Genomic DNA, 18,641 nt, shown 5'->3' with positions numbered 1-18,641 from the left:
TCGCTCGTCCCAAGGGATGAGCGTAGAGGGCACCAGTGACACGCGTCTGGCCTGACGAAACACGCAGGGTGCTAGCGCCATCCGTCGAGTGACACCTGCGGCCCCTCGGTGAGGTAGCGGTGGAGTGCGCTAGCTGTGGTGTCCACGAATTCGTCCGGGATGGTGTCGGCGTCGACCCAGCGGACTTGGGCGTGCTTGCGCGGTTCACGGTTCTCGGGTTCGCCGGTCCACTCGTGGGCGGCGAAGACGACCGTCAGGAAGCCGTTGGGGGCTTCGACGCCCCAAGCGCCGTGGATGATGTGGGCGACCTTGAGGGAATCGGGCTTCACGGTGAGGCCCGTCTCCTCGTAGAGCTCGCGGACTGCAGTCTCCGTGATGGGTTCGCCCGCTTCGCTTTTGCCGACGGGGAGGTCCCACATGCCCTGGGCGAACTTGGCGTTTTCGCTGCGCTGGAGGAGGACGACGCGGTTGGTGGCCTTGTCGTGGACGATGACGGCCGCGACCAGCAGGGTCATCGATTCGAGCGCCGGCTTGAGGGCCTTGGGCTGGTCGTCGGTCTGCTGGGTCACGGTGTTCCCTTCGTCGGGCGGGTTGTTGGGCATGTTAGGCGAGGGCCTCGCCGGCGCGGCGGGCGAGATCGGCGGCGCCGGGGACACGGCGGCGCTGGTAGACCGCGAGGGTGGAGCGGATCGAGGTGATCGCCTTGCGGGTGCGGTCGGAGGTCATGCCCTCCATGAGGACCAGGGCCTGGGTCCAGGCGGCGACGGCCTCGTCGGCGCGGGCCTGGGCGGCCAGGCTGTCGCCGAGGTCCGCGTGGGTGAGGGCATGGACGCGCTTGTACTTCTCCGGGTCCCAGCGGGTGAGCGCGTCCCGGTGCTGCTGCTCGGTGCCGATGTGGTCGGCGAGGTCGGTCAGGGTGCGGGCGGTGTGGCTGGTCACGGTTCCGGCGGCGGGGCCGCTTACGCGTGAGTAGCTGGGCTGGGGACCGTCGTCTCGGAGGAGGGCGTCTTCGGCGGCAAGCAGGGCGCGTGCGGCCGACGACTTCTCATCGGTGGCGGCGTAGGCGCGGGCGTGGGTGATGTGGAGGAGGGCCTCGGTCTGGCCGTCGACGTGGCCGAGACCCGTGCGTAGGGCGCCTTCGACGAGGTCGACGCAGTGGTGGGGCTGCTTGAGGCTGAGGGCTTGGTGGGCGAGGGCGCGCATCATCCAGGCGGCGTGGCCGTGGGGGTCGGCTTCGCAGGCGAGCTTGTAGCCGACCTGGTAGTAGTGCTGGGCGGCGCCTTCCTGGCCGAGGTCGTGGTGCTTCCACCCTGCGAGGTAGGCGAGTTCGGCGACGGCGCCGAAGGCAGCCCGGCGTAAGGCTTCGCTGGGGAAGCGTCCGCGCAGCATGGGGGCGGCGGTGTCGGCGAGGTACGCGGTGACGGTGGTCAGGCCGTGCCCGCCGCCAAGTCGTTCGTCGGCGGCGCTGAAGGCCGCGGTGATCTGGCGTACGACGTCCACGTCCTCTGCGCCGACCAGGGACGTGCCGGTGCGGGCGCGGAGCATGCGGGCGGTGGCTTCGTGGTCGTATCCGAGCGGCATGGCGACGCCGGCGGTGGTGAAGGCCGCGATGGCGAGGAAGCGGCGGCGTTCGACGTCGGCGCGGCCCAGGTCGGTGACCGCAAGGACGGGGTCGGAATCCGCCGGCTCTTCGTCATCACCGGTCTGGAGGCCAATCTCAGTCTGGGTGACCCTGCGCCCCGCTCGGCGGGACAGCGCCTCGGCCAGGTACTGACCTACCCGGCCCGACGGGGCTCGGGTGCCGTTCACCCAGTGTGAGATGGCCGACTTGTTGGTCTGGAGGATCTCGCCGTTCTCGGCGGCGATGCGCCGCACGTCTCGGGCGAGGGCCTCGTAGGTGCAGTCGACCGCCGCGATGGCGTCGCGCAGACGGGAATTGGGTTCTCTCTGCGCCGCCACGATCGCCTCCACTCCAGAGCTGTAAACCGCGTATACCGCTTCAACTGCCCTCCACCGTACCCACTGAGCGTGACCACCGGTTCACTTATCAGCAGCCGCCCGGAACGGCGCGACCGTGATCCAGGCTCCCCCTTGGTCCGGGCGGCACCCCGAAGTTCCGTACGCCCACACCGGGCTCGGGCATTCCTGTGCCCGAACCCGGCAGATCAGAGACGGAGACCACGGTGACCACCATCGACACCACGGCCATCACGGTTGAACTGCCTGAGGCGTTCGACCCGCGCTGGAGCCGGCTGCCTGGCATCCAGGTCGACGGCCGGCGCATCACCATCGACCCGGCCGAGTACTTCTTCCGCTTCGAGTCGAACACGTGGCTCGTCGCCGACTGGGAGCTGGTCAAGGCCCAGCTCCTGGACGTCGACGAGACGGCCGAGAGCGCGGTGGAGCAGCTCGCGCTCGACTTCATCAAGAACCACGGTGAGTCCACCTCCGACGCGGCCCGCGTCCTGGCGACGGCGTACGGGGTGTACTCGTACCTCTTCCGCGAGGAGCACCTGGCCGGCCTCGGCCTGCCGCAGATCACCGCCGACCACCTGCGGATGCTCCGCGAGGCCGCCACGCTCATGGCGCTCAACAAGGTCGAGCTGGACGGGCACATCTCCAACGTCGGCCCGTGCTGGTTCTTCCCCGCCGCCACCTCCGTCGTCTTCGACCTGGACGACGAGATGGGCGGGATGCTGGACGAGGTGTACCACGGTGGCTGGTTCAACGAGCACCGCCGGATCGAGTCCATCAAGGCCCACGCCGCCCTCGGCGGCCGGCTCGTGCACGGCTGCCAGTCCGTGCCGGACCAGTCCGGCGGCGTGGTCGCGCCCTACGGCGCCTCGATGGCGAACTTCCGTGACGACCTCGCCGCGTTCAAGGCGGGCTGGATCGAGCAGGTCTACGCCCACCGCGTGAACCCCGCCGCGTAACCCACCCGATCAGGCTCCGGGGCGGGCCGGCACCCCTCGCCCGCCCCGGACGCCACCATCCCCTGGAGCCCTCACGTGACCGCGAACCCCAGCGCCGAACTCCTCGACAACCTGCTCACCGTGGCCGGCCAGACCACCGCCGTACGGGAGGAGGTACGCGTGTGGTCCATGTCCGGAGTCGAGCGCGTGGCCTTCCCCGACGGCTCCACGGCCATCTTCAAGTACGCCAAGAAGCCCTTCGACAGCGAGGGCCAGGCCCTCCGCCTGGCCCACACCCTCGGCGTTCCCGTCCCCCAGGTCCACGCCTCCGCCGTCCTGGACGGCTGGCTCGGCATGCTCATGGAGGACCTCGGCCCCTTCGTACGCGAGGCCGACGACCTCGACGGTGTCGCTGCGGCCGTGGTCCTGCACGGCACCCGTACGGCTCCGCCCTTGCCCGTCCTCGGCCAGGAGCGCCTGCGCACACTTCCGGCCCGGGCGCTGGAACACCTCGAACGGCTGCGCAAGGCCGACCGGTGGCAGGACGCCGACGACGTCGAGGACGCGCTCGACCGGATCGCCCAGGCCGCCGAGGCCCGTTCGGCCGGAGCGATGCTGGAACCGTTCGGCTGGGTGCACTCCGAGTTCCACCCCACCAGCCTCCACATCGGCGAGCGCGGCTGGAGGCTGCTCGACTTCGCCCGCGCCTTCACCGGCCCCGGACTGCTCGACCTCGCCAGCTGGCACGGAACGATCGAGCCCCCGCACCCTGTGCGCCTGCGCGTCTTCCTGGAGCAGTACGTCACCGCCGGCGGCACCCCCGACGCCCTCGCGCCGCGAGGCGGGCTCACCGCCGAGAACTGGGCCCTGGGCTGGCACCGCATGTGGGCCGTCGAGTGGTTCATGGAGCAGGCCGTCCGATGGATCAACGACCCGGCCGCCGATCCCGCCTACATCAAGGCCGTCCGTCGCCACCTCACCGACGTCCTCCACCTCCTGGAGATCTGACGTGCTCGCCCAGGCATCCCCATGGCACGCCCACGCGCTCCAGCGCACCGCCGCCGGACTTGCTGAACCCCTTTCCGTACCCGCCCGGATGGAATGGACCACGAGACCCGGCCAAGGGCCCGGAGCCGACGTCCTCGGCTCCGACCTGCGCGGCAAGCGGCTCCTGGAACTCGGCTGCGGCCCCGGCCACAACGCCGCCCACCTCGCCACCCGCCACGGCGCCCACGTCACCGGCGTCGACCTGGTCGGCCTCCAGGTCCGCCGCGCCCGCTCCCACTACGGACGACTGAACAACCTCACCTTCGTCGCCGGCCACGCCCTGCACTACCTGCACGCCACCGACGAGCAGTTCGACGCGATCTACTCCGTCTTCGGAGCCATCGGCCTCGTCGCCCCCGAACTCCTCCTCCCGGCCATCGCCCAACGCCTCACGCCCGGACGAGTGCTCGCCTTCTCCGTCCCCCACCCGCAGCGCGGCGGCCGAAGCCCCTCGGGCGACGACCGACCCCGCCGCGACCACGTCACCCTCCCCGACCGCACCCGGCTCCCCATCGCCCGCTGGGAGTTCGATACCGGCCGCTGGGAGAAGCACCTCAGCCACGCCGGGTTCTGGCTCACCTCGGCCCAGGAGTTCCACGACCCCCGCATGGGCCACTGGCCCACCACCCTGCTGATCCGCGCCCGCAAACTCTGACAGCCGCGTTCACCCGACCCTGGAGGACCGATGCGCCCGCCCTACCTGCTCCTCGACATCGACGGCGTCCTCATACCCTTCCCCGACGAGCACGGCAGGACCCCGCCCACCCACGCCTGCCACGACGTCGTCCCCGCCGGCCGCAGCGCCGACAACCCGGTCACCGTCTGGCTCAACCCCGACCACGGCCGCCTGCTCATGGACGTGATCCACACCGGCCTGGTCACCCCGGTCTGGTGCACCAGCTGGCGGCAGGACGCCACCACCCTCATCGGGCCCCTTCTCGACCTCCCGGCTCTGCCGTACGTCGACCTGCCGCGCCTCCAGATCACCACCAGCCACCCCAATGGCTACCTGTGGAAGCGCGACCACGTCGACGCCTGGCTCGGCGACGCCCCCGCCATCTGGATCGACGACGACTTCACCGGTCTCGACCACGCCTGGGCCGCAGAGCGCACTGCCAAGGGAGCGCCAACGCTTCTCGTTCAGCCCGACCCCAACCACGGGCTGCAGCCCGGGCACCTGACCGAGGTCACGACGTGGGTCTCCCAGCTGTCCGCAGCCCGCGCCGCCTGACGACTGGTACGGGGGACACTAGCCTCGGACATGCCGCATGGCCCGCGAGGAGAGATCATGACGCACAGGGGGCGACCTCGAGTTCATCTGCTCACAGGGGGCCCGGCCTGGGAAGAGCGGCGATCTGCGGCACAGCCGACGCCACGGAAGAAGTTGCCGAAGAAACAGCGGACCGCCCTCAAGCAGTTGGATGCGAGCCTCCTCGGCCTGAAGGTTGCCCTGAGGCACCGGCAGCTCGGCTTGGCTCGCCAGCTGAGAAGCGCAGCTTGGAACCAGGTTGACCTTCTGCCTGCGCACCTGACGTATGAGCAGCGCCGGGAGCTCTTCCAGGCAAAGCTCGCGATACACGCGCTCGCCCGGCACGTTGATGGTCAGGGCCGCTCCTGACAGGACTGTGCGGCAGCGCCCCGCCCGAGGGGCCAGGGGCGGGGCGTAGAGGGGCCGGAACGCCATGCCAGCATGGCCCGGGCGTATCTGCTCCCGTGATCAGCTATCGAAGCCAACGGCGACTTCGTGGGTCATTGCCTCGTCGGGTCCGGCCTTTATCGTGTCGACGAGCCCTTCGGGCTACCTGCAGCGTCCGCCCAGAAGGGAGCGATTGGCAGGTCCGCCAGCGTGGTGGCGCCTACCCGAGGGCGGCGGCAGCGGCCTTGTAGTCGGCGGCCTGGGTCGGGGTGAGGTAGTGGCTGACGCGGATGAGTACGGTGCCGCTGACAAAGTCGTACTCGGCAAGCATGGGCATGCCCTTGGTGACGTTCTGGATGTAGTCGGCGCGGGCCTGGGAGTCGGCTGCGGTCGCGAATACCTCGATCGCTCCGCCGAGCCCGACGCTGCCAGGCTCCGCGCCGGCAACGTCGTCGACCTTGCTGCGGGAGTCCGTGAACGTGACCTTGCTGGTGTACTGGTTGGGACGGCCGAGGAGATGGTTCGGGTCGTTGTCCTCGGTGACAACGCCCGAGAGCTTCGCGGACGCGACCTTGCCGGAAAGGGCCTTGAAGGCGTCGCTGGCGGTGAGCTCCTTCGCTGTCGGCTTGGTCGGGACGCCAGCGGTTGCAGTGATGGTGTTCTTCGGCTGGTCGTTCTTCTGATCGCTCCCTGACCCGCATGCCGTCGTTGCCGCGAAGACGACGCCGAGCTCGCCGCGTCGTTGGAGCTCGTTCCCGACCTCCGACCGCCCCTACCGGGTTCGCCCGCGCCCGGTCTCTGGGCCCTCGGGCAGGTGCGGCTTCGTCGACCGCCCGTGGCCGCCGGAATCCGTCTTCGTCGGTTGGCCGGATCGTCCATAGCGCATGGAGGTTGTCGTGCTGCGTGAACGCGCGGCCGCGGCAAACGGCCGGGGTTGGCCTGAGGCCTCGGCTTCTGGCGAGCCCGGCAGCCGAGACCGCGGTGTCTGCCAGGCCATGGGCATGTCCGGGCGGTGGATGATCCAGTCGCTCTCCTTGAAGTGCGAGGACAGAGCCCGCCCGAGGACGGTGGCGTCAAAGGGGCCACTGGACTCGAAGACGCCCAAGGAAATGGGTCTGCCGAGTTCCTCCTCCCACCTCTTCGCCCACGCAGCCAGCGCCGGGAGGGTACCGGCCAGGACCTGCTTGTCGAGGTATCCGTGGCCGCCCATGAAGTCGCCCGGGTACCGGTCGGGATGGGCGCCCCTCCAGTGTTCGCGTGCCGCACGGACGATCGCGGTGGAGTTGATATCGAGGTCGAAGTCGCTGGGTTCCGGCTCAAGGCCCAGCCGCCACTTCGCGTCGTAAGGGGGACGCACCGGTCGCTTAGGGCTGTCCCCGAACCACATGCTCATCCGGCGTGCGGCTTCCGGTTGGTCGGCCAGGTCCTCCTCGCGCGGCAGGGTCTTGTGCAGGCCGGCGAAGAACTCTGCGCCGGTCCCCTTGAGGCGGATGTCGACCTGGGACGGATCGATGCCGTCCCGGGTGAAGGCCTCCAGCATCTCCGTGCCGAAGTGCTGGTAGAGGGCGGGCGTCATGCCCATGGGGGCTTCGCCCGTGAGCAGCCACCGGATCTGGATCGGCGCGATGCGTAGGAAGTCGAGGTCCCGCTGGGAGACGGAGTACCCGGAGTCGTCGCGCGGCCACCACTCGGGCGGCTCCTCCACGCCGGCGAGTACGCGCTGGATCTGGCGGTCGAGCGGCTGCGTGGGGTCCAGAGGCTGGGTGATTGCCGGTGCGCGCCACAGGGCGGGCGAGGCGGCCTCAGTGGATGCCGTGGGGGCCGGGGTCTGTTCGTCGGTCGCGGCAGTCTGGAGGGCCGGGGTTCCGAGGGACACGGCGGACGCGTTGGTGGTTTCGCGTGGCGCAGCGCCGGAGACCGGGGTGAAGACTGCGTCAAGGACGGCCGTGTGGTCGCCTGGCAGCAGCACCCACTCCTTCTGGCCGAAGTAGCCGATGCCGGTGGTGGGCAGGGCCAGGATGTCCCTGACGGGTGTGCGCTTGGCCAGGACCACACCGCTGGCACCACGCTGCTCAAGCCAGTCGGCGACGATCTGCCGGTCGGCCGACCAGCTGGCCAGCGGGCGTGCCCGGGCCTCGACGTACTGGCCGATGAATCTCTCGCTGGCCCAGGTGGGCTGCTGGGCTGCTTCGGGCCAGCTCAGCGCGCGGTAGGACAGGACGTGTGTGACCCCTCGGGCCAGCAGGAACTCCTGCGTCATGTCGTACTGGGTCCGGAGGAAGTCGCGCAGTGCCCCGCGGTTGTAGTCGAGCTCCAGACCGACGGCGAAGGCGACTTTGGGCTCCAGCTTCCACTCCAGCGCGTCGTCGAGTCCGAACTCCTCACGGGCGGCTTGCTGGAGAGCGAGGACCCGAACGTTGTTGTTCGATCCGTAGGCCCACGAGCCCATCAGTTCGCTGACCGCGACCATACGGATCAGCGTGTCCGCTTCAGGGCTGTCCATGGGGACCACGCTGCCAGCGGTGTGGCGGGGGTTGTCGGTGTCGAGTACGTCGACGTGCAGTACGTCGGCGCCCATGGAGGGGTACTGCTCGTTATGTGGAACGAGCACATAGCGCCCGTCGCCTAAGCGAGCGGCCATGTCGTTGCCGACGACCAGACCCATGGCGGCAAGGACCAGTTCGGGGGTGGATCCTCGCATCCGTTGGGCGAGTGCCTCGATCGCGACGGTCTTGGCCTGCGGTGTGCTGGTGATGCTTCCGTCGCCGCTGAGGAGCGCCTCTCCGGCGAGGAGGTACGCGGCCCTCTCCTCTGCTCCCGGCAACAGTGGCGGCGCGCTGTTCGTGTCCGCCCCGACGATCGGCTGATCGCTCATCGGTCCCCCTTGATCTTTTTCGGTGATGCTGAAGGGCGCGCCGCCGGCAGGACGGCGGCGCGCTCGTTGGGTGGTCAGGCGCCGCGGAGGAACTCCTCGGCCTCGTGGCGCAGTGACTTGGGAGCCTGCCGCCAGGCCGGCGTGAGCATGGCCTCGCGCAGCTTGACCTCCTTCACCTCGCGGGGGGCGTTCTTGTCGAGCCCGAAGTGCGCCCACAGCCTGCCGAGCTCCTCGACCGCCGGGTTCCAGTGGGACCCGAAGGGCGAGTCGGCCTCATCCGGCGCGACGGTCATGATCAGGACCTCGTCGGCGGAGGCCGGCGGCTCGACCTGGACGAGGGTGAGCTCGACTTGGCGCACGGCCTCGCGGAACCGTTCCCGGTATCCCTCAATGGTGGCGGCGGCGGGCTGTTGGCCGGTGTGGAAGAGGGTGAAGACCCAGCCGGAGTCCCCGGTCCTGGCAAGGTCGAGGACCAGAGGGACGCCCGCGTCGTCGACAAGTTGGCGGTGGGCGATGCTCTGCTCAGCGCCGGGGCCCTCGGTCCGGACGTTCTTGGTGAGACTGAGGTCATCGAGCAGCCAGGTCAGTTGGTCGTTCTCCATGTGGCCGTAGGCGAGCGCGCGCAGGGCGGGCCAGAGCATGAGGAGTTCCCTTCGTCAGGTAGGTGAGAGAGAGGGCAGGAGTCATCGCGTGCCGACAGCGACGGTGGGCGACAGGTGAATGGGGTTGCTCCAAGCCCGTCCACCTGTGTCGTCCTCGACCGTGACTCGGCAGAATCCGCCGCGGAACATCCTCAGCGGCAGGGTGAAGTCCGTCAGGTCCTTGCCCTGCACGACCTGCGCCCCGGGAGCGCCGCCGGTGATCAGGATCTTGCGGGCAGGGGAGCAGCGGATGGTGATGTGCTCGCTGGACAGGCTGACGTCGAGCAGCTCGGGGCCAGTCGACGAGTAGTAGTGCCCGGCCTTGAGCGCGGCCAGGAGTTGGTCCGGGGCGAGGGATTCGGCGCGAACCTGGATCCAAGCGGCGCAGCCAGGCGGATCTTGGGGCTGGAGGTGTGCGTCGTCGGCTGCGTAGGCGTGCAGCCGGTGTCCGCGGTTGAGAAGGACGTCGGTTAGGTGCCAGCTGTCCCCGCGGTCCTCGCGGGCGGCGAGCGCGTTGAAGACCTCCACGGCGTGCGCGGCGTCCAGGCTTTCGGCGTCCGCGATGGTCAGCAGAGATGCAGCCGGGTGAGCCATTCCTACGTAGGCGCCGGCAGCCCGGGCTCTGCGGGCCAGCTCGGGCCCGGTCTCTTCCGGCGCGGGCGGTGCGAAGTCGAGCGGGAGCCCGACCGCGACGATGTGCCAGGACGGACCAGCCTCCGTACGCGGCGCGTGCAGCTCGGCGCCGATCAACGTAGTGAAGCCGACCGTGCGCAGCGGCACGGTGTTGGTGAGCGGGAAGCCGTACTCGGACCGGAAATGGTCAGTTACGGCCAAGAAGTCGTATCCGGCGTCACGGTAGTACTGCGCCGTCGCCGCCGGGGATAAGGCCCCATCGGACTTGTCGGTGTGTGTGTGGAGATTCCCTCGCCAGAAGCGGCCCGGTTGATGGAAGGGCAGGCTCTGCATCTAGTCCTCCTGGTTGATCGGACAGCTCGTCCGCCGACGGAGCCAGCACGGCGGGCCAGGGGAGGCGCTGCTGCGCGTGGCAGCTATTCGATCATGCACGGCTGACGGGACATGGGGCAAAGAGCTTTCCATCCGTTGCCGCCGGATCGTCCGTGTCACCGTGCAGATCGACTAGCACCGCTGGTACCCGGCTCTTCACGGAGGGCCCTGCGTACGCCTTCCGAGCCGACGAGACCCCCGCCCTGGTGCCACGTGTGCCGCTGCCGCCCCATCAGCGAGCAGGTGCCTGCCGGCGAGACTCCCCGGAATCGGAGGCGGACCGCCGCACGTAGGACGGATGCTCCCCAGGGTGCAGCGCTACGGAGCGTTCTTGGCTGGACTTACGGGGGACAGTTGTTGAGCGGGTCCTGGCGGCAGCACCCGATGGACGGATGCTGCGCTGCTCACTGCGCGGTCCTTGGGAGGCTAGCTGGTCCTGACGGGAAGACGGACTTGCCCACCCCTGGCTGGCGGCGATCATCTGGTGCGCAGCCGTGTCCAGAGTCGCCCGCGGCACGGCGGCGCCCGCAGCCTGGGCCGTCCTCAGCAGCGCCACAGCGGAGCTCTGTTCGGCGCGCAGCACAGCGTCGTACGCGCCGACCAGCCCCTCCACCTGCCGGGGGCGGACCGGGTAGAACCGCAGCCGGGAGTCGAGCTCGTTCGGCCGGCGCTCGATCGAGTCGGTGACCAGGCGCGCCTGGATCCGCTCGATGGTCACCGGGGCGGCCGCCGCCACCTGCCAGCCCGTCGCGGGCAGCCGGTACAGCGCGGCGGCGAGAGCCCCCTCACCGCCAACGTCCCCCAGGATCGCGTCGGCCGGCCGTGGCTCCCCGGGCTTCCCGCCGTCCGGACGCCAGTCCGCCCCGAACAGAAGCCGTCCGACCCGGAGGGCGGAGGCGTGCACGATGACGGTCGCGGGGTGCGGCACGACCTGTGGCAGCCGGACGACCTCTCCACGGCGCACGATCTCGTAGCTCGGCGGCGGGAGCTTTGGGTGGTCGCGCGGATCGGCCGTATCGACGATCCGGTGCCAGGCGGCTGCCGCCTGCTGCCACGCCTGCGCGGACATGCGCAGCCGTCGGGCGGACGCCTGCAGCGCGTCCGTCAGATCGTCGTCCAGGTGCGGCTGCTCGGCGAGGCGCAACACAACCCTGCCGGCCAACAGCCGGCTCATCGACGCCCAACGGGACAGCTGCCGTAGATCCGACCCGCTCAGACCGTGGTCGCCCGTGCCGTACAGGGCCTCGAAGGCCGCGCGGGACAGCCGCTCGCAGTCGTCCCCCAGTAGCTGGGTCACCAGCGAGGTCGGGTCGTCGGCCGAGGCCTGCACCGGCTCGACCGGCAGCGCGAGCGGGAAGTCGGCGAGGGCCGCGTTCGCGGCCGAGGCGTCCAGACGCCCCAGCGCCGAGCCCCGGTCCAGACAGCTCCGCGCCTCGGCGAGCGCCTCCACCACCCCGAGATCGTCGCAGCCCTGCGACAGCCGCAGCGCCACCTGCCCGGCGTGCCGGGCGAGACGAGCGGTGCGCCCGGCCAGGTAGTCCAGGGCGGACTGGCTGCTGAAGGCGTGCACGTACGGCGTCAACGGCGCCCGGTCCGGGCCGCGGTGGCTCTCGATCAGATCTCGCGCCGCCGCCACCGAGCGCGTGGCATCGGCGATGCCCTCGCCGTTCCGCCCCAGTCCCGTCCGGTCGGGGTCTGGCCCCAGCTCGCGCGCGGTCTGCAGCGAGGCCTGCGCCTGGTCCAGCTGCAGCACGAGATCGCCCGGCGCCTTCAAGCGGCGCTTGATCCTCTCGTCGCTCTCGCGCACTCGGTGCAGCTGGAGTCCCTCGCGCAGCCGGCCGATCAGGTCGTCGAGGTCTTCGACGAGCGCCGCGGTCTGACCCTGGCTCACCGTGAGTTGGGTGCTCGCGACGGCTTCCAGGCGTGCCTCCGCCGTGTCGAACAGGTCTCCCAGGGTCGGCACTAGCGACCCCTGACGGCAGCGAGGGCCGTGGCGCCGACGTCGGCGTGCCCTGCGGCCTCGACCAGTACCGCGCGGGCTTCGGCGCTCTGCCCGTCGCTCAGCTGCACCAGCGCGGCCTCCACCTGGCGCAGCAGGTCGACCCACGGGTCGAGCCCCTCGGCGCCCTCCGCCAGGACAGGCGTCTCAGCCGGCCGTCCGGACTCCGGCGGCGGCAGGAGAGCCTGGCCCGCTGAACAGGACTGCGCAGCCACGAGCGCTTGCAGCTCGTCGGAGCCGACCTCCCAGGTGACGGCGTCGGCCACACGCCCGGCGACGTCGAAGGCCTCCCAGGCCGCGGCGAACACTTGCCTCGGCTCGGACGAGGCGAGCATGTTCATGGTGTCGGAAAGCATCGGATTCCCCCGATCAGATCGGTCGTGCAGTGACTTGATCGTCCCACCGGGCGGCACCGAGCCGCAGAAGCCTGTGGACGAACGAAGTGCTGTGGATAACCAGGCGCGGCGGGGTTCGACCTCGAACTGCCGCTGGAGGGGCGGACCGTACGATGATCGCGTGACAGACCGCCGCCCCCTCGGCACGGGCCCGCAGCACGGCATCCGCGCCGCCCAGGCCGACCTCCTCGACGGACTGCCCGCTTTCCGGCTGCCCGACCTCGACGAGCTGCGGGCGCGCGGAGTTCTCGCCACCCCCGCCACGGCGGCACCCGCGCAACGCCGCGCCCTCGGCGCCGGCGGTTGTGCCGACGGCGAGTCTGGCCCTTCCGACTGAGTGACGGTCAGGGGCCTCGGGCACGGTGCCGTCCTGGCCGCCGTGCCGCGAGGTCTGGCCCTGCCAGAGCGCGCGCACCGCCGCCGGGATCGCCGGCCTGGTGGCCATCGTCCAGCATGATCGCGGCGATATGGAGGACTCCCGCCGCTGGTTCACGACGGCGGAGAAGGCGGCGCGGGAGTCCGGGGACCGCCGGATGACCGCCTGGGTCCTGGCTCGCCACGCGATGGTGCCCCTGAACTACGGGGCCCCCGAAGTGGCGCTGCGGATAGCCACCCGTGCCCGCCGCGCGGCCGGCCGGGCGCCCACCGGCGCCGCAGCGCTCTCGGCGGCGGTCACCGCCCGCTCGCTTGCCGCCATCGGAGACCACCGGGGTGCCCGGGACGCGGTCAGGGACACGCACGTCCTTGCCGAGCGGCTCGACGGACCGGAAGCGGCCGATACCTGGTTCGGGTATCCCGCGCAGAAGCACTTCGTCCACCTCTCGCAGGCGTACACCCTGCTCGGGGACACTCAATCCGCGTACTCGGCCCAGGACGACGCCCTGTACCTCACCACCTCCCCCTCCGTCATGACCCGCGCCCTGATTGCGATGGACACCGCGACCTGCCTCCGCCTCGACGGAGATCCGTCAGCGGCAGCCACCATGGCGACCGACGTCTTCGAGCGCCTGCCCATCCCCTACCGCAGAGGGCTCATCCGGTCCCGAGCCAAGACCCTCCACACTGCTCTCGATGGCGGCCCGCAAGATCTCCTGGGCCAGGCACTCGCGATCCCTTCCGTCACACTGCCGCCCGAACAGCACGACCGGGATCGCTGAGCGCCTTCGACCACGGGCCTGGCACTCAAACGGCGTGCCAGGCCTGCTTGGCGTCACCGGCCTTGGCGGGTGCGCCTGCGGACGGGGTCTGCTGAGGGGCAGAGAATTCTCGGCTGGCGGTCCACAGCTCACCTCTCCGGCTTAGCATCGGGGCGTGACGACCGAGAATGATGCGGCCCGGCTCCTGCTGTGGATCAACGCCCAGTCCGAGGGCGACATCCTGTGCGCCGTCAGCGCCGCGGATCGCTACGACGCGGAGTGGTACCACTTCAGCGAGGCGCGGGTGATCATGCTCATCGAGCACCTCGCGAACCGCGGCCTGGTGGACAACCGAGGCACCAGCGCATCCGGGTTGGAGTGCCGCATTACGCCCGCCGGCGTGATCGAGGCGGAGCGACTCTCCGATGTACGTGACAACCCGCGGCGCCGTTTCGATTTTGCCGCTGACGCCCTGGTCGCGGCGGCCATGGAGCTGTATCCGAGGGCTCGGGTCGAGTTGGGTACGTTCGTGGGGACTCGGCACATGTGGTTCTACGATCGCGTCCTCGAGCTCGACGAGGTTCAGCGGGCCGTGGACCACCTCGAGAAGGCCGGGCTCGCAATGGTCGAACGCAGCCCGGTACAGGCACAGGCGGTCACTCTCACCGCACTCGGCATCGAGTGCGGATCCCACGACAAGGTCTCGGTGAGGAACTTCTTGAACGAGCACAACCAGCAGCAGCCCAGCGTGCAGAACGAGTTCAAGGTCACGGTTCATGGGGGTGCTCCCCAGATCGGCACCAACAACGTCCAGCACAACACGTTCGGCTACGACCCTCAGCAGCTCGCGAGCTTCGCGCGCGAGGTCCTGGCGGCCGCCCATACCGCCGACGTCCCGGAAGAAGCCCGAGCCACGGTCCTCGCTGACGCCGGGGCGCTGCAGGCGGAACTCGCCGCCGCCGAGCCCGAGAGCAGTCGCGTTCGACAGCTCACGGAGCGGCTGCTTCAGAGCGCGAAGCAGAACCTGCCGGCTCTCGGCTGGACCGCTGCCGCACAGATCGTCGCGGGAAGCATGGACATTCCCCTGTTCTAGGACCTCATGAATGTTCCTCCGGGCGCTCAAGACCCGGAGGAACAGCGGCCTACGTCAGCGACACGCTGAGGACAGGAGTCACATACCGGGGCGGTGCCGGCCCGCACGCCAGCTCGGCGTGCTGTCAGTGGTGGCCGCCCGTACGGGCGTACTGCTCGATGCGTTCCAAGTCGTCCACCTGGTCGAGCAGGTACAGCAGGGCGGTGGCTCCGTTGATCATGGCCAACGCCTGCTGCCGCAGTTTCAGGGGGCGCACAGTAAGGCCTCCCGTCAGCTGGAGGAACGGCGCAGGAGGATCGGCCGTCAGCTGCTTCAGGGCGTCAGCGATCTGCACCGGCTGCTCTGGACTGAGGCCGAGCTCGTCGAGATACGGTTCCACCTCGGTATCCAGCAGCCTCCAGTACGTCCGGAGCTCGGCGAACCATTGCATTTGCTGCGAGCTACGCGCCTCGGCAACAAAAGCCCGCTCTAGCGCCTCGTTGATGGCGACGACTTCGCCGCCCAGGTGCGACGACCCAGGAACTCGGGCTAGGCCTCGCTCCGAGTTCGTGGCGTGGCGCAAGACCCTGCATGCGGCCTGCAGCTCTCTCAGTTGGGTGCCGGCCATCTCAGGGGTACCCGTTGGGAACTTGCCCAGCAACGCCTCTCGGAACAGGCGAGCGGTCTGTGCCGCCCTCCGGAAGGCCGCTGTACGTGCCGCCGTCTCCTCATGCCTGGAAGTCAGCGAGGTCACAAGAAGCACGGCTAGTGGAAGCCCCACAAGAGCGCTGACGAAACTGGAGTATAGGTTGGTAATGACGGGCCGGTTGTCCCACCAACCGAGCTCTTCACCATGCCAGCCAAGCAGTACGCCACCGACTGCCCACGGCCCGCACAGCAGGACCATGACCAAGATCCAGGTGTCCGTCCGCTTCCACAGCCCCGAAAGTGCGCCCATAGTTGCCGCCCTTTGCGACGATCTTCGTTGGGGTGAGCGTGCCAGAGGCGCACGTCCGGCGCGGGGATGCGTGCCGGGGAAAAGCCAGCAGGGCGCAAATGGGCCGTCCTGAAGAGCACATCCACCGCGCGGGCGTGCGCAGGATCCGGCACACCACCTGCTCGTCCATCGCGGCGAGCGCGCCGACCGTGTGCAGGCCGTAGCGCTCTCGGGCGGAGGCCTGCGCCGGTTCTCTGAACTAGCGTCGAGGCGTGGTCAGGGCTGACCGCCCACCCGATACTGATGCCAGCCACGCCCGCCAGACATGGCGTGTGTTCGGTACCTCAGGGCGATCGAGAAGCCAGAGAAGGTAGCCGGCATGCAGCCGAGCCCAGGGGTTGTCCGAATGGACCGCCTTACCGAGCCTTCGGCGCAGGTCGTCGCTGTCGACTGCCCGGGCAACGCGAACGTACTCGCGATCTTTGCACCGATAGGCCCGCTCGACGACAATTTCGACGAGGCGAGTGAGTTTCTCCCTGACCGCCTCGTGGTGGTCGGGGACAGCCACGCGGCGGATGAGGGCCTGCTTGGTTCCCCAAGCCTTGGCGTGCTCTGTCCATTCCTGCGGATACCGCGCCTCCCACTCCAGAAATAGAAGCGCGTACGGCAGACCCGGCCAAGACTTGATCCCCACCCCGCTGGCGCCTTCCCACAATCCGTCGGGAAGGCAGTATCTGCGGACGTCGTCGTACTCCTCGCGCGCCCGCTTGAAGGCCGACTCCTGGTACTGCTCCTCCGTCCCCAGCGGCAACGTGAGCTGCCACAACTCGTTGGACCGATCAAGAGCGTCCCAGGTGTTCTGCCTGGCCGTATCCAGGTGGGCAAGCGCCGCTGCTCGGGCAGCGGGATCATCCGCTATGAGACCAAATGCCCACCCCAACCGGGCGCTCCAGCCACGGGCATCATCGTCGCCCGAGGCCACTACCGCCCCTACATCGTTCGTCACGCCGGAGATCATCTCCCAAGCGGAGTGGCACGTACATTCGTTTCTGCCCCGCGGAACTCCCAACCCCACCGTCGGTCGGTGAAGTCCCGGACCGGAACCGCTCCTGGATCTCCTGCGCGTGCTCGTACGGCGTCCTGCGCCGCTCCGGATACCGCTTCAGGCACGACGCGTCTGCGATGCCGAGCTGTCCGGCCAGGTACTCCACGACCTCCCACGGCACGGCGAGCGGGTCCTCGCCCAGGAACCGGCCGATGTACCGGACCCTGCAGATCTGCTCCGCCATACCCAGCCGGTGCCCGTCCGTACGCCGCAGCGCGATTACTTCGCGGAGACCGGACTGCCGCTGGCCGCGGTCACCACCTGCACCCTGGTGCTGTTCGTCGAGTGGGCCTGGCTGCAGCCCGGACCGGACTGCGCGGGCACGACGGCTTCGTGATGCGCAGCTTCTGACAGTGCTGTCTCGCCCTGATGGTGAAGTCTCCAGTGACGGGCCTGGGCGCCAGCCGGGCGCGCCCCGTTCCCGTACAGCACGGTCCAGGCATGGGCCGGTTGCGGCTGGAGGGTGGCTGCGGCCGCCCCGCCTGTGCGGACGGGGCGGCCAACGCTCAGCGCAAGCGATTCAGGTCCCGCTCGCTCATGCCGAATCGCACGTTCGGCGGGTCGTACCTGAAGGTGTATCCGACGATGAGCGCAGCGGCGATGAACACGCCGTTGGTGGCGTAGGCGCCGGTCGCCTGCTCCATTACGTGCTTCACGGTGTAGCTGCCGGCGGTGGGGGTCTTGATCGGCGTGATGTTGTCACGCAGCCACAGGCCCGTCTTCGTTACCAGGTCCTCGCTCCTGAGCAGCTTCTCGCGGTCGGCGGCGAGCTCGGCGCGGCGCTGCTCGGCTGTCATGCGCAGAGGGTTGAAGACGCCGATGCCGAAGTCGTTGAGCTTCTCGTGCTGCTCCATCACCTTGGCCAATGCCGGCCAGGAGAGCTGTCGGCGGCGGGCGTTGAGGTACGTCGTCTCGGTGGCGGCCTGGTGGGCGCGAATCGCAGTCTTCTGGCGACGGTTCCGGGTCATCGGGTTCTCCATCTCGCGGGCTGCCCACGTCCACCCCGCTGTGGATGTCTGGATGACCTGGCGGAAGTGCGTGCGCGATTCGGAGAACCTTGTCTTCGCCGTCGCGGTGGACGTGGGGCCACCATGACTCGGAGCGGGCAGGCGCTGTCTGCCGAGCAGAGCATACGCCTGAGGACGGCCAGGGCGGATCAGGACGACGACGGCTCAGGGCACGATCTGGCACAGATGCGCCTCACGTCCCGGGCTGGAGTCGGCACGGCACTGGTCGGCACCGTAAAGCTTGGTTACAGCAAGAAGCACCACCGGACCCCACACGGCCCGTGGACCCCTGCGGCTTCCTCGGGGTCCGTGTCGGACCGTCATGTTCCAGGCCGAACCGATACGATCCGTCCCGGACCCTACAATGACCCGCACCCGGGGACGGACCCGGCTCGGCGGGGAGGTTGACGCTTCTTGCTGTAACCTCTGCCCCTGTTTCGGCAACTTCACGTGGGGTTCGCCGGGGCTTTGTCCCCTTCTTGTGGTGTGTGGGCCGGGAGTAGGCCTGCGGCAAGGATCGGAACGGCCCGTAGCGACTTCGTCAGGCTCTGGTCTCTGTCGGTGCAGGTCAGGCTGGCGCAGGCCTGGGGGGGGTGGCCGGGGTCTTCGGCGTCTCTGTCGGCGACGTTGGGGTGTTCGTGCCGCTGCACGACGTCACTGTCGGTTACGGGGAAGGGTTCACTGCCCAGGCGCCAGCACCGGGCTGTTGTGATAGGCGGCGATGAGCCACTGACCGTCCCGCTTCTCGAAAACCCAGGTCGCGTTCACCTTGCCCGTGTCCGAGACCTCGGTCTGGCCGGGGAACAGGATGCCGGATTCGCTGACGACGATCGCGGCGTCCCTGCCGACGAAGCGGAGGCTGAGCTGCTTGTTG

21 protein-coding genes are annotated in these 18,641 nt (G+C 69.4%); 9 read left to right on the top strand and 12 right to left on the bottom strand.

Annotated features, from left to right (window positions below; translation table 11 throughout):
• Positions 1-71: 71 nt before the first annotated feature.
• The gene (locus VIU94_RS32435) at positions 72-602 is read right to left on the bottom strand and encodes an NUDIX domain-containing protein (RefSeq protein WP_331916961.1); all 531 of its coding nucleotides are present in this window, start codon (positions 600-602) and stop codon (positions 72-74) included.
• A gap of 1 nt (position 603) precedes the next feature.
• On the bottom strand, positions 604-1,959 hold the full coding sequence (locus VIU94_RS32430) for an NsdA family TPR-like regulatory protein (RefSeq protein WP_331916959.1): 1,356 nt from the start codon (positions 1,957-1,959) through the stop codon (positions 604-606).
• Positions 1,960-2,183: 224 nt separating this feature from the next.
• Here VIU94_RS32430 and VIU94_RS32425 point away from each other — a divergent pair, with 224 nt between their 5' ends.
• From VIU94_RS32425 to VIU94_RS32405, 5 genes are all read left to right on the top strand, one after another.
• Complete coding sequence (locus VIU94_RS32425; RefSeq protein WP_331916957.1) at positions 2,184-2,933, top strand: hypothetical protein; 750 nt, start codon at positions 2,184-2,186, stop codon at positions 2,931-2,933.
• 75 nt (positions 2,934-3,008) lie between these two features.
• Positions 3,009-3,920: a phosphotransferase family protein gene (locus VIU94_RS32420; RefSeq protein ID WP_331916955.1), complete on the top strand. Its 912-nt coding sequence runs from the start codon at positions 3,009-3,011 to the stop codon at positions 3,918-3,920.
• A gap of 1 nt (position 3,921) precedes the next feature.
• Positions 3,922-4,614 carry a class I SAM-dependent methyltransferase gene (locus tag VIU94_RS32415; protein ID WP_331916953.1) on the top strand — a complete coding sequence of 231 codons (693 nt, stop codon included), beginning with the start codon at positions 3,922-3,924 and terminating at the stop codon, positions 4,612-4,614.
• Between the two features lie 30 nt (positions 4,615-4,644).
• On the top strand, positions 4,645-5,190 hold the full coding sequence (locus tag VIU94_RS32410; RefSeq protein ID WP_331916951.1) for an HAD domain-containing protein: 546 nt from the start codon (positions 4,645-4,647) through the stop codon (positions 5,188-5,190).
• A gap of 884 nt (positions 5,191-6,074) precedes the next feature.
• The gene (locus tag VIU94_RS32405) at positions 6,075-6,278 is read left to right on the top strand and encodes a hypothetical protein (RefSeq protein ID WP_331916949.1); all 204 of its coding nucleotides are present in this window, start codon (positions 6,075-6,077) and stop codon (positions 6,276-6,278) included.
• 89 nt (positions 6,279-6,367) lie between these two features.
• On the opposite strand, the gene VIU94_RS32400 is transcribed toward VIU94_RS32405, so the two are convergent.
• The 5 genes from VIU94_RS32400 to VIU94_RS32380 form a co-directional block, all read right to left on the bottom strand.
• Positions 6,368-8,470 carry a hypothetical protein gene (locus tag VIU94_RS32400; protein WP_331916947.1) on the bottom strand — a complete coding sequence of 701 codons (2,103 nt, stop codon included), beginning with the start codon at positions 8,468-8,470 and terminating at the stop codon, positions 6,368-6,370.
• 74 nt (positions 8,471-8,544) lie between these two features.
• The gene (locus tag VIU94_RS32395; RefSeq protein WP_331916945.1) at positions 8,545-9,111 is read right to left on the bottom strand and encodes a hypothetical protein; all 567 of its coding nucleotides are present in this window, start codon (positions 9,109-9,111) and stop codon (positions 8,545-8,547) included.
• Between the two features lie 42 nt (positions 9,112-9,153).
• The gene (locus VIU94_RS32390) at positions 9,154-10,077 is read right to left on the bottom strand and encodes a CehA/McbA family metallohydrolase (RefSeq protein ID WP_331916943.1); all 924 of its coding nucleotides are present in this window, start codon (positions 10,075-10,077) and stop codon (positions 9,154-9,156) included.
• A gap of 271 nt (positions 10,078-10,348) precedes the next feature.
• Positions 10,349-12,079, bottom strand: a complete 1,731-nt coding sequence (locus VIU94_RS32385) for a hypothetical protein (protein ID WP_331916941.1) — start codon at positions 12,077-12,079, stop codon at positions 10,349-10,351.
• Positions 12,079-12,471 carry a hypothetical protein gene (locus tag VIU94_RS32380; RefSeq protein ID WP_331916939.1) on the bottom strand — a complete coding sequence of 131 codons (393 nt, stop codon included), beginning with the start codon at positions 12,469-12,471 and terminating at the stop codon, positions 12,079-12,081. The genes VIU94_RS32385 and VIU94_RS32380 overlap by 1 nt, the downstream gene beginning before the upstream one ends.
• Before the next feature lie 160 nt (positions 12,472-12,631).
• Here VIU94_RS32380 and VIU94_RS32375 point away from each other — a divergent pair, with 160 nt between their 5' ends.
• The 3 genes from VIU94_RS32375 (at position 12,632) to VIU94_RS32365 (ending at position 14,739) form a co-directional block, all read left to right on the top strand.
• Entirely contained in the window at positions 12,632-12,847 is a 216-nt protein-coding gene (locus tag VIU94_RS32375; protein WP_331916937.1) for a hypothetical protein, read from the top strand.
• Positions 12,848-12,872: 25 nt separating this feature from the next.
• On the top strand, positions 12,873-13,667 hold the full coding sequence (locus tag VIU94_RS32370) for an NsdA family TPR-like regulatory protein (RefSeq protein WP_331916935.1): 795 nt from the start codon (positions 12,873-12,875) through the stop codon (positions 13,665-13,667).
• A 154-nt stretch (positions 13,668-13,821) separates the two neighbouring features.
• Positions 13,822-14,739 carry a hypothetical protein gene (locus tag VIU94_RS32365; protein WP_331916933.1) on the top strand — a complete coding sequence of 306 codons (918 nt, stop codon included), beginning with the start codon at positions 13,822-13,824 and terminating at the stop codon, positions 14,737-14,739.
• A 124-nt stretch (positions 14,740-14,863) separates the two neighbouring features.
• Here VIU94_RS32365 and VIU94_RS32360 read toward each other — a convergent pair whose 3' ends face one another.
• The 3 genes from VIU94_RS32360 to VIU94_RS44810 all read right to left on the bottom strand — a co-directional run bounded on the left by VIU94_RS32360 (position 14,864) and on the right by VIU94_RS44810 (position 16,944).
• Positions 14,864-15,676, bottom strand: coding sequence for a hypothetical protein (locus VIU94_RS32360; RefSeq protein ID WP_331916931.1), 813 nt, complete (start codon positions 15,674-15,676; stop codon positions 14,864-14,866).
• 238 nt (positions 15,677-15,914) lie between these two features.
• Positions 15,915-16,661: a hypothetical protein gene (locus VIU94_RS32355; RefSeq protein WP_331916929.1), complete on the bottom strand. Its 747-nt coding sequence runs from the start codon at positions 16,659-16,661 to the stop codon at positions 15,915-15,917.
• Complete coding sequence (locus VIU94_RS44810; protein WP_331916927.1) at positions 16,618-16,944, bottom strand: DUF4158 domain-containing protein; 327 nt, start codon at positions 16,942-16,944, stop codon at positions 16,618-16,620. The genes VIU94_RS32355 and VIU94_RS44810 overlap by 44 nt, the downstream gene beginning before the upstream one ends.
• Positions 16,945-16,953: 9 nt before the next feature.
• Between VIU94_RS44810 and VIU94_RS32345 the strand changes: the two genes are divergently transcribed.
• Positions 16,954-17,097 carry a hypothetical protein gene (locus VIU94_RS32345; protein ID WP_331916925.1) on the top strand — a complete coding sequence of 48 codons (144 nt, stop codon included), beginning with the start codon at positions 16,954-16,956 and terminating at the stop codon, positions 17,095-17,097.
• A gap of 169 nt (positions 17,098-17,266) precedes the next feature.
• Here the strand turns inward: VIU94_RS32345 and VIU94_RS32340 are convergent, their stop codons facing one another.
• Positions 17,267-17,728, bottom strand: a complete 462-nt coding sequence (locus VIU94_RS32340) for a hypothetical protein (protein ID WP_331916923.1) — start codon at positions 17,726-17,728, stop codon at positions 17,267-17,269.
• Between the two features lie 717 nt (positions 17,729-18,445).
• A partial coding sequence (locus tag VIU94_RS32335; protein ID WP_331916921.1) for an SgcJ/EcaC family oxidoreductase occupies positions 18,446-18,641 on the bottom strand: 196 nt, incomplete at its 5' end.

Origin of the sequence: Streptomyces sp. (assembly GCF_036566765.1) — a bacterium.
Taxonomy (GTDB): Bacteria; Actinomycetota; Actinomycetes; order Streptomycetales; family Streptomycetaceae; genus Streptomyces.
Note: the sequence above shows the minus strand (reverse complement) of the source record. Positions and strands in the feature narration are given on the sequence as shown.

Bases quoted from the DNA above. Each gene is read 5' to 3' on its own strand.
- VIU94_RS32435 (WP_331916961.1), bottom strand. From the start codon at position 602: ATGCCCAACAACCCGCCCGACGAAGGGAACACCGTGACCCAGCAGACC.
- VIU94_RS32410 (WP_331916951.1), top strand. From the start codon at position 4,645: ATGCGCCCGCCCTACCTGCTCCTCGACATCGACGGCGTCCTCATACCC.
- VIU94_RS32400 (WP_331916947.1), bottom strand. From the start codon at position 8,470: ATGAGCGATCAGCCGATCGTCGGGGCGGACACGAACAGCGCGCCGCCA.
- VIU94_RS32395 (WP_331916945.1), bottom strand. From the start codon at position 9,111: ATGCTCTGGCCCGCCCTGCGCGCGCTCGCCTACGGCCACATGGAGAAC.
- VIU94_RS32390 (WP_331916943.1), bottom strand. From the start codon at position 10,077: ATGCAGAGCCTGCCCTTCCATCAACCGGGCCGCTTCTGGCGAGGGAAT.
- VIU94_RS32380 (WP_331916939.1), bottom strand. From the start codon at position 12,471: ATGCTTTCCGACACCATGAACATGCTCGCCTCGTCCGAGCCGAGGCAA.
- VIU94_RS32360 (WP_331916931.1), bottom strand. From the start codon at position 15,676: ATGGGCGCACTTTCGGGGCTGTGGAAGCGGACGGACACCTGGATCTTG.
- VIU94_RS44810 (WP_331916927.1), bottom strand. From the start codon at position 16,944: ATGGCGGAGCAGATCTGCAGGGTCCGGTACATCGGCCGGTTCCTGGGC.
- VIU94_RS32340 (WP_331916923.1), bottom strand. From the start codon at position 17,728: ATGACCCGGAACCGTCGCCAGAAGACTGCGATTCGCGCCCACCAGGCC.